The organism is Arthrobacter sp. T572, from assembly GCF_056780115.1.
The window spans coordinates 1403295-1417193 of record NZ_JBRAZQ010000002.1 but is presented as its reverse complement, the minus strand read 5'-3'; the positions used below and the strand labels follow the sequence as shown (position 1 = coordinate 1417193).

14 protein-coding genes are annotated in these 13899 nt (G+C 65.1%); 6 read left to right on the top strand and 8 right to left on the bottom strand.

Features of this window, described 5'->3' with window-relative positions:
- Positions 1–5 precede the first annotated feature (5 nt).
- The 5 genes from ACUYMZ_RS07740 to ACUYMZ_RS07720 all read right to left on the bottom strand — a co-directional run bounded on the left by ACUYMZ_RS07740 (position 6) and on the right by ACUYMZ_RS07720 (position 3957).
- Positions 6–1286 (bottom strand): Y-family DNA polymerase, encoded by a 1281-nt coding sequence (locus ACUYMZ_RS07740; protein WP_481605836.1) that lies wholly within the window; start codon positions 1284–1286, stop codon positions 6–8.
- Between the two features lie 173 nt (positions 1287–1459).
- Positions 1460–2083 carry a DUF305 domain-containing protein gene (locus ACUYMZ_RS07735; RefSeq protein WP_481602645.1) on the bottom strand — a complete coding sequence of 208 codons (624 nt, stop codon included), beginning with the start codon at positions 2081–2083 and terminating at the stop codon, positions 1460–1462.
- Between the two features lie 156 nt (positions 2084–2239).
- Positions 2240–2707 carry a hypothetical protein gene (locus ACUYMZ_RS07730; protein ID WP_481602644.1) on the bottom strand — a complete coding sequence of 156 codons (468 nt, stop codon included), beginning with the start codon at positions 2705–2707 and terminating at the stop codon, positions 2240–2242.
- A gap of 76 nt (positions 2708–2783) precedes the next feature.
- Positions 2784–3134 (bottom strand): ArsR/SmtB family transcription factor, encoded by a 351-nt coding sequence (locus ACUYMZ_RS07725; RefSeq protein ID WP_481602643.1) that lies wholly within the window; start codon positions 3132–3134, stop codon positions 2784–2786.
- Positions 3135–3216: 82 nt separating this feature from the next.
- Positions 3217–3957 (bottom strand): aquaporin, encoded by a 741-nt coding sequence (locus tag ACUYMZ_RS07720; protein ID WP_481602642.1) that lies wholly within the window; start codon positions 3955–3957, stop codon positions 3217–3219.
- A gap of 46 nt (positions 3958–4003) precedes the next feature.
- On the opposite strand from ACUYMZ_RS07720, the gene ACUYMZ_RS07715 reads away from it, so the two are divergent.
- The 3 genes from ACUYMZ_RS07715 (at position 4004) to ACUYMZ_RS07705 (ending at position 6701) form a co-directional block, all read left to right on the top strand.
- A complete protein-coding gene (locus tag ACUYMZ_RS07715) occupies positions 4004–4678 on the top strand; it encodes a metalloregulator ArsR/SmtB family transcription factor (protein ID WP_481602641.1) in 675 nt (224 codons plus the stop codon).
- Positions 4679–4836: 158 nt separating this feature from the next.
- The gene (locus ACUYMZ_RS07710; RefSeq protein WP_442423462.1) at positions 4837–5259 is read left to right on the top strand and encodes an arsenate reductase ArsC; all 423 of its coding nucleotides are present in this window, start codon (positions 4837–4839) and stop codon (positions 5257–5259) included.
- A gap of 44 nt (positions 5260–5303) precedes the next feature.
- Positions 5304–6701 (top strand): FAD-dependent oxidoreductase, encoded by a 1398-nt coding sequence (locus ACUYMZ_RS07705; RefSeq protein ID WP_481602640.1) that lies wholly within the window; start codon positions 5304–5306, stop codon positions 6699–6701.
- Between the two features lie 65 nt (positions 6702–6766).
- Here ACUYMZ_RS07705 and ACUYMZ_RS07700 read toward each other — a convergent pair whose 3' ends face one another.
- A complete protein-coding gene (locus ACUYMZ_RS07700) occupies positions 6767–8230 on the bottom strand; it encodes a sugar porter family MFS transporter (RefSeq protein WP_481602639.1) in 1464 nt (487 codons plus the stop codon).
- Between the two features lie 135 nt (positions 8231–8365).
- Here ACUYMZ_RS07700 and ACUYMZ_RS07695 point away from each other — a divergent pair, with 135 nt between their 5' ends.
- Positions 8366–9376, top strand: a complete 1011-nt coding sequence (locus tag ACUYMZ_RS07695) for a LacI family DNA-binding transcriptional regulator (RefSeq protein ID WP_481602638.1) — start codon at positions 8366–8368, stop codon at positions 9374–9376.
- On the opposite strand, the gene ACUYMZ_RS07690 is transcribed toward ACUYMZ_RS07695, so the two are convergent.
- Both ACUYMZ_RS07690 and ACUYMZ_RS07685 read right to left on the bottom strand, forming a co-directional pair.
- A complete protein-coding gene (locus ACUYMZ_RS07690; protein WP_426006608.1) occupies positions 9373–9804 on the bottom strand; it encodes a LexA family protein in 432 nt (143 codons plus the stop codon). The two genes, ACUYMZ_RS07695 and ACUYMZ_RS07690, sit on opposite strands and share 4 nt — an antisense overlap.
- A 71-nt stretch (positions 9805–9875) precedes the next feature.
- Positions 9876–10469, bottom strand: coding sequence for a dihydrofolate reductase family protein (locus ACUYMZ_RS07685; protein WP_481602637.1), 594 nt, complete (start codon positions 10467–10469; stop codon positions 9876–9878).
- Positions 10470–10592: 123 nt separating this feature from the next.
- Between ACUYMZ_RS07685 and ACUYMZ_RS07680 the strand changes: the two genes are divergently transcribed.
- The gene (locus tag ACUYMZ_RS07680; protein WP_481602636.1) at positions 10593–11060 is read left to right on the top strand and encodes a hypothetical protein; all 468 of its coding nucleotides are present in this window, start codon (positions 10593–10595) and stop codon (positions 11058–11060) included.
- A gap of 78 nt (positions 11061–11138) precedes the next feature.
- A complete protein-coding gene (locus tag ACUYMZ_RS07675) occupies positions 11139–13898 on the top strand; it encodes a GMC oxidoreductase (RefSeq protein ID WP_481602635.1) in 2760 nt (919 codons plus the stop codon).
- The last annotated feature ends 1 nt before the right edge of the window (position 13899 follow it).

Below are 13899 nucleotides of genomic sequence, written 5' to 3'. Positions count from 1 at the left end.
CCCCGCTACGCCGCCTTCACCAGGGGAAGCTCATCCCAGTTGGTGGTGTAGCGGGGGCTCAGCATGCCCCGTTTCATGGACCAGTCCGGCCCGCCCCTGATGCCGGCATGGCCCAGGCCAATGGAGCCGCGCCCGTAGCGCTTGCTGACAGTTTCCAGCAGCGTTCCGATTCCACGTTCCTCGTGGCGGTTCTCGAAGACCTCCAGCGGCTTTTGGTTGCCGCTGGGACGGAGGTCCGTGACCATGATGCCCGCCTTCGCGTAGCGGACGCCGTCCTGGATCCTGGGCAGCAAGGCGTGCGCGGCCTTGGTCAGGAGTACCGGGTCCGCGGTGGGCATGGGCAGCCGCACATTGACGCTGGGGAACGATGTGTCCCGGGGGTTGTACACGGATGTGGCAGCAAAAGCGGTGAGGAGTTTGGCTTGCAGATCGTGTTTGGCAAGCCGGGCACTGGCCATTTGGCCATAAACGCTCAGCACCTGCCGCAACTCCGCCGCACTGGTGATGGGCGTTGAAAACGAGCGAGAGAAAATCAGTTGGTCGCGTCCTATCCGTTCCTCCTCCATGGGGATGCACGGGGTGCCCTGCAGTTCCAGGACGGTCCGCATCATGACGATCGAGAACTTGTCCCTGAGGGCAACCGGATCCGCCCTGACCAAATCCAGGATCGAGAAGATGCCCATCGCATTCAACCGCTTGGTCAGCCGGGTAGCCACACCCCAGATTTCAATCACGGACAGCCGCGCCATCAGGGCTTCCCGCTGCTCTGCGGGTACCGATTCCCAACGGCACACGCCGTCGAACGCCGGGTTGTGCTTGGCCCACTTGTTGGCGAGCTTGGCGAGCGTCTTAGTGGGAGCAATCCCCACGCACACAGGGACTCCCACGTGCCTGCGGCAGGCGTCCTTGATGGTCCGGCCGAGTTCCAGGAGTTGGTTTGGGCCACCCTTGACCCCGAGGAAGGCCTCGTCAATGGAATAGATCTCCTGCCATGCCGAGTACCGGGCCAGCAACTCCATCACCCGCGAGCTGATGTCCCCATACAGCTCGTAATTGCTGGACAGTGCAACGAGTCCCCACTCCCTGGCCCTGGGTGCCAGCTTGAACCACGGGTCCCCGAGCCCGATCCCCAGCTTCTTGGCTTCCGGGGACCGGGTGACGGCGCATCCGTCGTTATTGGAGAGCACAATGACGGGTTTGCCTTCCAGCGCCGGGTTGAACGCGCGTTCGGCAGAGGCATAAAAGCAGTTGATATCCACATGGGCGATCTCCTGCATCCGGTGCATGATGGTTGGCTTGGACACTTTCCCTCCCGGCTCTACCAGATGAACGTTCGCGCGGTGAAGCGCGACACGGCTCAATTCGAACAAATATTCGAATACTTCCACTGTAGATCGGGGCACCGACAAAAAGGGAGCACCCGGCTGCCGGCGATGGTCGGACGGCAGCCGGGTACGGCCTAGAGGTTGGCCAGCAGCTGCTGCATTTCCTTGATTTCAGCTTCCTGGGCGGCCACGATGTCCCTGGCCAGTTGCACCGCCTCGGCGTTCTTGCCATCGGCGGTTTCGGCCTTGGCCATCGTCACGGCCCCCTCATGGTGGGCGACCATCTGGCTCAGGAACAGCTTCGCGGCCTCCACACCCTGGGCCGCTTTGAGCCTGGACAGGTCTTCTTCACTCATCATGCCGTCCATGCCGTGGTCGCCGGTCATCATGGTGGGCTCGTTCCAGCTCTTCAACCAGCCGGTCATTCTCTCGATTTCAGGTCCCTGGGCGTCCTTGATCCGGGTCGCCAAGGCGCTGACGTCGGCAGGGATTCCCTGCTTGGCGAGGATCATCCCGCTCATCTCCACCGCCTGGGCATGGTGCGGGATCATCATCCGGGCGAACATCGCATCAGCGGCGTTATGGTCACCCGCCGCCGTGGCGGAGGACGAGGGCATCATGGATGAGCCCATGCTGCCATGGTCCATGCCCGGCATGGAGGTTCCGGACGATCCCGGGGTATTGGTGGAACATCCAGCCAGCGTTATGGCTGCGGCGACGGCAGCGGCAGAGAGGGACAAGAACTTCTTAGTGTTCATCAAAAGATCCTTCACGAACGGTCACGGCGGCACGGCCCCCATGACAGGTATCAGCGGAGCTCTGCCCGAGGGGTAAACCCGTCCAGGGCAGACAGGAGTGACTGCCAAAGGCAGCAGACAAAAGACGAGCACCGGGCATGGGCCGGCCCGGGGTGTCTATGTTCTGCTGATCGACAAATCACCCGGTGAAGGACTACCGGGCTGGTACGACCACATCGATCCCGCATGGCTGGACACGGCACGGTGCGCCGGGGAAAGGAACGATGCGCGTTCGGGTAACGGAGCTGCGAGACTGGCTGTTTTGGGGGACGGGATGCAGGAGCTCCCCATGGCGTGCTCTGTAGAGCAGTTTCCCTGGCACATGCACTGTGCCGGGGCGGCCGTGCCGGCCCCGGTATCAGCGGAGGTGGCGTGGCCGGCATGCCCGGCTGCTGCGTGCCCTGCCGCGGTGGCATGGTTCACGACGGCGGTGCTGGCCGCCGTGCCGACGGTCGCGGCTTGATGGGTGGAGTGGGCTCCGCCGATGAGGATGTGCATGCCGAGTATTCCGGCGATCAACGCCAGCACGGCCGTCAGGAGCCCGCCGCCCAGGAGGTACTTCGTCCATCCCGGCTGTGCTGCCATGACGGTCCCCTTCCCGCTGCGCGGCTGTTTTTTCCCGTTCCAGACTACCGGCCCGCGAACTGGTCCCGGCGGCCGTTCACAGCCGGGCCAGGATCCCGGCGACATCATCCAGCGCACCGGGGACCAGGGAGAAGTACGCCCAGGTGCCGCGTTTTTCCCGATGCAGCAAGCCGGCATCAACCAGGATCTTCAAGTGGTGCGACACAGTGGGCTGGCCAAGGTCCAACGGTTCGATCAGGTCACACACGCATGTCTCGCCGGTGGAGGAATTCTTGATGATGGACAGCAGGCGGAGCCGGTTGGGATCCGCCAGGGCCTTGAAAACCGCCGCCTTCTGCCTGGCCGCCCCCTCGCCCAGCACCGTCTCCCCTGCAGGGCCGCAGCAGGGATCGGAGGTGGCCGGTTGGAGGACAGGCAGCGTGGTCATCCATCCATTATGCCCGAACATTGACTGCTATCAATATAGTCGGCGCCCCCCTCCTGGCCTGGAGCCACGTCATCACCCGCGGTCAGGAGCCCGGCTTCTCCAGCGGGTGCGGGATGACGACATCGTCCGCGCCCTGTGGCGCAGCAGGGAAAAGGACAGCCAGGACCCCGACGCCGATGGCCGCGCCAGCCAGTTGCGCGACGATGAAGCCGGGCACGGAGCCTGGAGCGATACCGGCAAAAGTGTCACTGAAGATCCGACCGACCGTCACGGCGGGATTGGCGAACGCCGTCGAGGAAGTAAACCAGTAGGCCGCGCCGATGTAGGCGCCCACGGCGGGCGCGGCCAGGTTGCCGCGGTTTGTTGCGGCGAGGGCGAAGATCAGCAGGAGCAGGCCGGCGGTGGCCACCACCTCGCCGAGTACATGCCCGCCGGTCAACCGCTCCTTGGTGGAGATGGCCGTTCCAACGTCGAACATGGCGTTGGCCAGGACGCTGCCGCCGATTGCCCCGGCGGTCTGCACCACCACATAAACACCAAGTTCGGGCAGTGAAAGGCCGGCGTGGAGCCTGCGCCCAAGGAACCAATCGGCAAGCGAGACGACGGGGTTGAAGTGCGCGCCGCTGACAGGCCCGAACACCAGGATCAGGACGGTGAGACCAAGCACGGTCGCTGTGCTGTTCTGCAGCAACTGCAGCCCCACGTCGTTCGGAGACAGTTGCGCGGCGGCGATCCCGGAACCCACGACGACGCAAACAAGCAGGGCGGTACCGAGGAATTCGGCGACGGCGCGGCGCCACAACGGCGGCTGGGGAGAAGTCATGCCACCTAGCTTGATCCAGTAATTTATCTCAGTCAAAATTGAATCAATGGATACTGAGCGAATGAACGAGTTTGAGGCGCGGCTCGCCAAGCATGCGGCCCTCGCGGACCCTGCACGCCTGAGGATCATCGACCTGCTCACCCTGGGCGATTATTCGCCCACGGAACTACAGGCCGAACTCGGCATTCCCTCCAACCTGCTCTCCCACCACCTCCGGACCCTGGAAGGTGCCGGTCTGGTCACCCGCCACCGCTCGGAAGCCGATAAGCGGCGCAGCTACGTCCGGCTCGCCGCTGCAGCGTTGGACGGCTTGGCGCCCGGGCGTGAACACGGCGCGACGCGTGTGTTGTTTGTCTGCACGCGCAACAGTGCCCGCTCCCAGCTCGCGACCGCGCTCTGGCAGCGCGCCAGCGACATCCCCTCCGTCTCAGCCGGCACGCACCCCGCCGACCGCGTCGCCCAGGGCGCGATCGACGTCGCGCACCGCCATGGCATCAACCTCGGCACCCCCACTCCGCGGCAGCTCGGCGACGTCGCCGAGGACGCGGACTTCATCATCACCGTCTGCGACCACGCCCACGAAGAACTCCCCGGCCTGGGCGGAATCCACTGGTCCGTCCCCGACCCCATCCGCGCCAATACGACCGAGGCCTTCGACTCCGCCTTCGAAGACATCAACCGCCGCATCAACGACCTCGCACCCCGCCTCCAGGCCGCCTGACCACCGTGCAGCACCAGCCCCGCCACTTACGACTCCCGGTTAGATATTGACAATCATCAATGCATTATTCGATACTCCTTACATCGACGAACATCAATATCTATCCGGTGCCAGCCCAACCAAACCCAAGCTTCAAACCGATTCCAGGAGAAACCACCATGAGCACCGAAACCAGCAAAAAGCCTTCCGTTCTGTTCGTCTGCGTCCACAACGCCGGCCGGTCACAGATGGCAGCAGCGTTCCTGACCACCCTCGGCAAGGGGGAAATCGAGGTCCGCTCCGCCGGGTCGCAGCCTGCGGACAAGGTCAACCCTGCCGCCGTGGAGGCCATGGCCGAGTTGGGCATCGACATGTCCGCCGAGATCCCCAAGGTCCTCACCACCGAGGCTGTCCAGGACTCTGACGTGGTCATCACCATGGGCTGCGGCGATGAATGCCCGTATTTCCCCGGCAAGCGCTACGAGGACTGGGTCCTGGAAGACCCTGCCGGGCAGGGCGTCGACGCCGTCCGCCCCATCCGCGATGAGATCAAGACCCGTATTGAGGGCCTGATCGCGTCGTTGATCCCGGCCGCAACGTAGTCATACACCCGGTAACGTCGCAGGAGAGAACAGCAGAGGACAGCATGGATTCAACGAAGAACCTTCCCGTCGCCGTGATCGGGGCAGGGCCCATCGGTCTTGCCACGGCCGCCCACCTCCTGGAACGCGGGCTGGAACCGGTCATCTTCGAAGCAGGCCCGACCGCCGGTGCGGCCATCGAACAATGGCGGCACATCCGGCTGTTCTCTCCGTGGCGCTTCAACCTCGACGCCGCTGCCGTCCGCCTGCTCCAGACGACGGGTTGGGAGCAACTCCGTCCCATGGCCCTGCCTTATGGCGGCGAACTCATCGACAACTACCTCACCCCCTTGGCCGCCACCACGCCGATCGCCACCCGCCTCCAAACCAGCGCGAAAGTCGTCGCTGTGACCCGCCAGGGCCTGGACAAAACCCACGGACGCAACCGGGACACCACCCCGTTCGTCGTCCGCGTTGAACACGATGGCGGCGTGATCCGCGACCACGTGGCCGCTGCCGTGATCGACGCCTCGGGCACCTGGTCCACCCGCAACCCCCTCGGCACCTCCGGACTGCCCGCAATTGGCGAAGAAGAAGCCACCGGGCGGATCTCCTTGCCCCTGCCTGACGTTGCAGGCCGGGACCGTGCCACGTTCGCCGGTCGCCGTGTCCTCGTCGTCGGCGCCGGCCACTCAGCAGCGAACACCCTGATCAACCTCGCAGACCTCGCCAAGGACGCACCGGACACCACTATCCTGTGGGCCGTCCGTGGCGCGTCGGCTGAGAAGGTTTACGGTGGTGGTGACGCCGACGGGCTGCCCGCCCGCGGCCAACTCGGGTCCCGGCTCCGCCGCCTGGTGGAGACCGGAACCATCGAACTCCACACCGGGTTCGGCATCGCCGCCTTGAAATCCCTCGGCACGCGCGTCACGGTTGAAGCGGTCGACGGACGCACTATCGACGCCGACGTCATTGTGCCCTGCACCGGGTTCCGGCCGGACCTGGACATCCTGCGCGAACTGCGTCTGAACCTGGACCCGGCAGTGGAAGCACCCACCGGGCTGGGGCCGCTGATCGATCCTGAGTTCCATTCGTGCGGCACCGTTCCACCCCATGGAGCGGCATTGCTCGCCCACCCGGAAAAGGACTTCTACATCGCCGGCATGAAGTCCTACGGTCGCGCCCCGACGTTCCTGCTCGCCACTGGCTACGAGCAAGTCCGTTCTGTTGCCGCAGCCCTCGCGGGTGACCACGCAGCAGCCAGCACCGTTCACCTGGAACTGCCCGAAACCGGGGTCTGCTCCACTGACGCCGGCACCAGCTGTGACGTCCCCGCAGCGGGCGCCACCACGGCATCCCAAAACGCCGGATCCCAGGGCGGATGCTGTGTGACTCCGGAACCCGCATTTGCCGGCTTCCCGACCGGGCTCGCCCACGGCCGTTCCGGCGGGCAGACACTCTAGACCAGCACAGAGCAGCGCAGCACGTCCGGACGTGCTGCGCTGCTCTGTTCCCGGGCCTTCAGGGGTCAGGAGTTCACGGATTCTTTCCGGTGCACCAGGTAGATGGCGCCGGTGGTCACGTCTTCCTCAAGCGCCTCCAGGGTACGGCCGCGGGTTTCCGGAACCTGCGTGTAGATGAAGACCAGGGCAAGGATGCCTACCACCCCAAACAGGAAGAACGTTCCGGTGATACCGACGCCCGCTACCAGGGTCGGGAAGAAGAGGCCCAGGAGCGCATTGGCGATCCACAGGCAGAAGACCGACAACCCGATAGCGAAGCCACGCACGTGCAGCGGGAAGATTTCGGACAGCATGACCCATACGGCGATGTTCAGGAAAGTCTGCATGGATCCAACGAAGGCCACCACCAGGAAGAGGATCACGAACGGACGCGCCCCGTTGCCCTCGGGGAGCAGGATGGAGGCGATACCGATCAGGAAGTGGCAGACCGTGGTCAAGGTGAACCCAAGGAGCAGGGTGGTGCGGCGGTTCATGCGCTGCATCAGGGCCAGGGCTATCACGCCGCCCACCACCGCGATAACGCCGGGGGCAATGTTGGCGATGAGGGCCGCACTGGAGTCGAATCCCGCTTCAACGAGCACGGACTGGCCGTAGTACATGATCGAGTTGATGCCTGTCAGCTGCTGGGCAACACCCAAGCCGATGCCCACCAGGATGATGCGCAGGATCCACTTGTCCTTCAGCGCACCCCAGGAGGTCGCCTTCGAAGCCCTCTCCTCGTCGGCCAGATGCTTGACATCCGCCATTTCCGCTTCTGCGCGTTCCTCGGAGCGGATGGTCTTGAGGACGGCAAGCGCCTCCTGGCTGCGGCCCTTGGAGATGAGCCAGCGCGGTGATTCCGGCATCCGGAGCATCCCGAAGAACAGAGCGACGGCCGGCACCGCGGCCACGGCGAGCATGATGCGCCAGACTCCGCCGAATTCGCCCCAGAGGTTGCCGATGATGGCATTAACCACGAATGCGGCCAACTGACCGATAACGATCATGAGTTCGTTGCGCCCTGCCAGGGAGCCACGGATTTCATAGGGTGCCAGCTCCGCCAGGAAAACAGGAACCACGGTGGATGCACCGCCCACTGCGAGGCCGAGGATGATCCGCCCCAGAACCATGACTTCAAAACCCGGAGCGAAGACGCAGGCCAGGGTTCCGGCGAAGAACAAGGTGGCAAGCAGGATGATGGTCTTCCGCCGCCCCCATCCGTCGGAGAGCCTGCCGCCGGCGACTGCCCCGGCGGCCGCCCCGAACAGCAGCGAGCTGGTGACAATCCCTTCCGTGAGCGGGGTGAGGGAAAGTTCGGCCGTCATTGGCCGGAGGGCGCCATTGATCACGCCCGTGTCATAACCGAACAGCAGGCCACCGAAGGTGGCGACCAGGGCGACGAGACCGAGGCGCTTGCGGTGCGGTCCCCCGGTGAGGGGAGGAAGTGATATGCCGGGCGCGCCATCCCGCTGCATTTGCGTAGCAGACATCAGGACTCCTTTGTCAGTGTGGTGCGGGTCATAACCACCCGCTCTGAAACAAGACTAACGCGCGAAAGGTTTAAATGTAAGGTCAAACTAACAAATGACGAACAAGTGACGTCGCGGGCGTGGGAGGATGGGTCCATGGCACCCGACCATCAGCGACGCCCGGCCACGCAGAACGATGTGGCGCGGGAAGTTGGAGTGTCCCGGACCTTGGTTTCCTTCGCCTTCCGGGGAGCCCCGGGGGTCAGCGGCGAAACCCGGCAGGCAATCCTGGACGCCGCAAAGCGTCTGGGTTACCGACCCAACGCGGTAGCCGCCGACCTGGCACGCAAGCATCGCTCCGCCGTCGGGCTTTACCTCATGGATATCCGCAACGATGTCTACGCAGACATCCTCAACGGCGTCCGCAGTGCATTGCCCCATGAGCGCAACCGGCTGATCCTCAGCGTTTCGCGGACCCTCGACGGCGTGGACCAGGGTGCGGTGGATTCGTTGATCGAGGCGCGGATGGGCATCATCATCGCCGCTACCCTGCTGGACACCGACCAGCAAGTGCATGAGCTTGCACAGGTGGTACCCCTGGTCAGCGTGGCGCGCAGGGTGGAGGGCGTGGACAGCATCTACTCCGACGACGACGCCGGCGCCCGCGCGGCCACCGAACACTTGCTTGCACTGGGCCACCGGCGCATCGCCCACGTCGCCGGACCGGAGCACCACGGCCATACCGTCCGCCGCACAAGCTATGAACGGACCATGACCGGCGCCGGGCTGGTACCGCACGTGGTGACCGCAGCGGACTACACCCAGGAAGCCGGCGAACGGGCCGCTTACACCCTTCTCGACACGCCGGATCGACCCACGGCGATCTTCACCCACAACGACCAATTCGCGCTCGGTGTCCGGGAGGCCGCGTTCGCACGCGGCCTGAAGGTTCCCGGCGACCTGTCCCTGGTGGGTTACGACAATTCGCGGACAGCCCGCCTGCACGGCATCGACCTGACGTCCATTGACCTTCACGCCCTGGACTTGGGCCGACTGGCTGGAGAGACCGCACTGGAGCGGCTCAACAACCCCGATGCCCCGGTCACGGACAGGCGCCTGATGCCACAACTAATACTGCGGAACTCCACAGCCGCCCCCGCCCCCTAAACGTGGTGCAGACACGTGGTGGCCACACCCCAAATGGTCAACTCGGACAGTGCGGGCACCCGGATATCCGGATACTTGGGGTTGTCCGCCTGGAGCACCACGCCGGACGGCGTAATGCGAAGCCTTTTGATGGTCAGCTCGCCATCCAGAACGGCCACCACCACGGACCCATCCTTGGGTTCGAGCGCCCGGTTGACGATCAACTCATCTCCGTCACTGATACCGGCGCCCTCCATGGACTGGCCGGTCACCCGCACCACGTAGGTACTGGTGACGTCCTTGATCAAGTGCTCGTTCAGGTCTATGCGCCCGTCAAAGTAGTCCTGGGCCGGCGATGGATAACCGGCCGGAACGGCCACGGGAGCCAACAGCACCGACACAATGGATAAGCCCGCATCTATCACGCGGGGGCCGACTATCACGCCCACAACACACCTTTATTCGAATATATGTTCGATACTTGAGTGTACAGCGGATGCCGGACATTACGGTCAGCTGGTCAGCCCACCTTGTAGCGAAGGTGGGACACCAGGCGTGTCCCACGGACTTCCAGGGGCTCAAGCTTCAGGTCTCCCACACCATCGAGCAGACGCTCGCCACCGCCCAGGATGATCGGTGCGACGTGGAGCCGGAGTTCGTCGATGAACCCGGCAGAAAGGAACTGCCTGGCCGTCGACGCCCCACCCGCAACAGCGACGTCCTTGCCGCCTGCTGCCTCACGGGCCTTGGAAAGAACGGCTTCAATACCCTCCGTGACAAAGTGGAACGTGGTTCCGCCCTGCATCTCCAAGGACTTTCGGGGGTGACGGGTCAGGACGAATACGGGCGCGTGGTACGGCGGTTCCTCACCCCACCAGCCGCGCCAGTCCGCCGACCACGGCCCGTTTCCAGGCCCTGCGAACATGTTCCGCCCCATGATGTACGCCCCGGCGTCGAGAATGCCCGCCACCTCCGCTGCATTGGCCTCGCGTTCCTCGAACTGCCACCGGTGCAACGTTTCGCCGCCCGCACCCAGCGGTTCTTCCAGGCTCTGGCGTGGTCCGGCAACGTAGCCGTCAAGGGACACTGTGAGATCGCAGGTGACTCGGCTCATGCGCATATCCTGCCACCGCTTCCGGGCGTGGTCACGGCCTTGTGGAAACGGAGCAACAAAACCCTATGCAGTGCAGCGCCCGGGTCCTAGCCTGAACCTGTTCGCACGCGAGAGAGGACAGTGATGGCACGGGAAGCACAACCCACACTTGATCAACTGGACATCCTGGTCGGCGAATGGGAAACCACCATTCCCAGCGCCGAAACGAGTGGTCGGACGAGCTTCGAATGGCTGGAGGGCGGGGGCTTTCTGATCCAGCGTTCCACGGTCCAACGGCCCGAATACCCCAACGCGGTCAGCATTATCGGGGCTACCGGCTCCGACGGAGCATTCCAGCAGCATTACTACGACTCGCGGGGCGTCGCCCGGATTTACGACATGACCCTCAAGGACAACGAGTGGATCCTTTTCAGGGACGGCCCGGATTGGCCCCAGCGCTTTATCGGCCGCATCAGCAACGACGGCAACACCATCACCGCCCGCCTGGAACGTGGCACGTACCCGGGCGGGCCACTGGAGCATGACTTCGACATGGTGTACACGCGGATTACTCCACCTCATGGACAGAACCGGGGCCCGGTGGGAACATAAGGGCCAATAGTCCGCGGAGGCATCGCCCGGCCACGCACGGCATGTCTTCAGGTCAGTTCTCCTGCGAGAGGAACGGCCATGGGTCGTCTGGGGACCGGGAACACTGGGGATGCGGGATACCGAACCGCCGATGATGTTCCACGCCGCAGCAACGGAACGCCGGAAAAAGTGGACGCCGTGGTGGTGGGCTCCGGGTTCGGCGGATCCGTGGTTGCCCTTCGACTGGCAGAGGCGGGCCAGTCGGTGGTGCTCATGGAGCGCGGCAAACCGTACCCGCCGGGGAGCTTCGCGCGTTCCCCCTCAGAGATGGGCCGCAACTTCTGGGACCCGGACCGCGGGTTGTACGGGCTGTTCGACGCCTGGACATTCCGGGGCACGGAGGGGCTGGTGTCCAGCGGGCTGGGCGGCGGCTCGCTCATCTACGCCAACGTGTTGCTCCGCAAGGATGAAAAGTGGTTCGTCAAGGAGTCACCGGTCCCGGGCGGTGGCTACGAGAACTGGCCCTTCACGCGAGCCGACCTCGACCCCTACTACCAGGCCGCGGAGGAGATGCTCCGTCCGGTCCCCTATCCTTACCGGGACACGGCCAAAACGCTCGCCATGGAGAAAACAGCCGCCAACCTCGGACTGAACATCTCCCGGCCGCCCATCGCCGTCACCTTCGCCGCCGAACGGGACGGTGAGCCCCGGACCAACCAACCCCTCAGGCTGCCGGACTATGGCAGTATCCACGGTCCCGGCACGGTGCGGACCACCTGCACGCTCAGCGGCGAGTGCGACATCGGCTGCAACGCCGGCGCCAAGAACACCCTGGACCACAACTACCTTTCCGCGGCCGCTGCCCTGGGCGCGGACATCCGCACCTTCCATGATGTCCGCGGCATCAGGCCACTGGACGGCGGCGGCTACGAGGTACGGTTCGTGGTCCACCGGCCGGATAACCGGGGCGGTCTGCTCACCGAACAGATCATCCACTGCAAGCGGCTCTTCCTGGGCGCGGGGACGTTCGGCACCAACTTCCTCCTGCTGCGGAACCGGGGTTCCCTGCCCGCGCTCAGCGACGCCCTGGGGACCCGGTTCAGTGGGAACGGAGACCTCCTGACGTTCGTGATGGGCGCCAGGACACCGGCGCAGAACGGTTCACCGCCCGGTGTGCGGACACTCACCGGCAGCCGCGGCCCGGTGATCACCACAGCCATCAGGGTGCCGGATGTCAATGACGACGACGGCGACGGCCGGGGCTACTACGTGGAGGACGCCGGGTATCCGGCCTTCATCAATTGGCTCATGGAAACGGCCCAGCTGGGAACCACGGTCAAGAGAACGGCAAAGGTGGCAGCCCGTTTGCTCAAGGACAGGCTCTTCGACGCGGGCCGTTCCAACGTTTCGGCGGACCTGGCGGCTGCGCTGGGAGACGGCCGGTTGTCCTCGAGTTCCGTGCCGCTGCTGGGCATGGGCCGGGACATTCCCGACGGCGTCTTGACCCTCCGTGACGGACGGCTCGCGATCTCTTGGACCATGGCTACCTCCAAGGAGTACTTCACCCGGGTCCGGGCAACCATGGAAGCGATCGCACAGGATCTGGACGGCGACTTCATCGACAATCCACTGTGGTGGGCCAAGCGCGTCATCACAGTCCACCCGATCGGCGGAGCACCCTCCGGACGCCACCCAGGCGAGGCCGTCTGCGACTCCTACGGTGAGGTCTTCGGGTACCCGGGCCTGTTCGTGGTGGACGGTGCGGCCATGCCCGGCCCTGTAGGCGCCAACCCTTCCCTGACCATCTCGGCGTTCGCGGAACGCACCTGTGCCCACGTCCTCGACGTCCCGGACACCCCGCGGCACCGCGGCATCACTCCGGCAGACGCCGTCGGACCGGACGCTAACGGCTGGACAAGCGGCGCAGGCGACCCCGGCGGAAGGGTGACCGTTCAGCGGGAAGCTGCGGGCGCCGTCGTCTACGCCGGTGCGCTGGCTCCGCGGGCCTTGGCACCGGACGCTACCAAAGGGAAAGCGGCCCCCGAGGAAAAGCCGGCAGCCCGGACGGAACCCGAACCCCGTGTCCGGAGCCGGAGCCTCGGCCCCGCAATGGCCGGAAATCCGCAGGAAGCGACATCGGTACGCTTCACAGAACAGATGCACGGATGGTTCAGCCCCGGCGTGACCGACCCCGAACGGGGCCGCAGCCTGGGACGGGACCGCAGCCGCAAAATCATGTTCGAGCTGACGATTACGGCCCGGGACATCGACGCCTTCGTGGCCGATCCGCGCCATCCCGCCCACGCCGAAGGCTACGTGTTGGCCGACTACTTCGGCGGCCGCATGCCGGTGGAACGCGGCTGGTTCAACCTGTTCGTCGAGGACGCCTCGCCCGACGGCCGCCCCGCCCGACGCATGCTGTACCGGCTGTGGCTTCGGGACCCCGGCGGCACACCCTTCACGTTCACCGGTCACAAACTCATCCACAACGAGGCCGGATTCGACCTGTGGCCGGACACCACGGTCCTGTACGCCACCATCCTCCGCGGCCACGTCCCGGAAGAGGCTGCCAGCGAACCAGCCGCGTCCACCGCCACGGAACGGGAGGGCGTGGTGGGAGCCGGCATCCTCTACATCCGGCCGCTGGACTTCGCGAGGCAACTGACCACATTCCGGGCCGAAGGGCCCGCACCGGCAGCGGGCCTGGCGGCGTTCATGAAGCTGTTCGGCGGGGAACTCCTGCAGGTGTACGGCAACAGCGTCCCACGTGTTCCCTTCCCGCTCCGGGGCGGTCCCCGCGGGACAGCCGGGACATCCGGTAGAGCCGGGACGCAGCCCCGGCCCCGGCGAGGACGCTGAC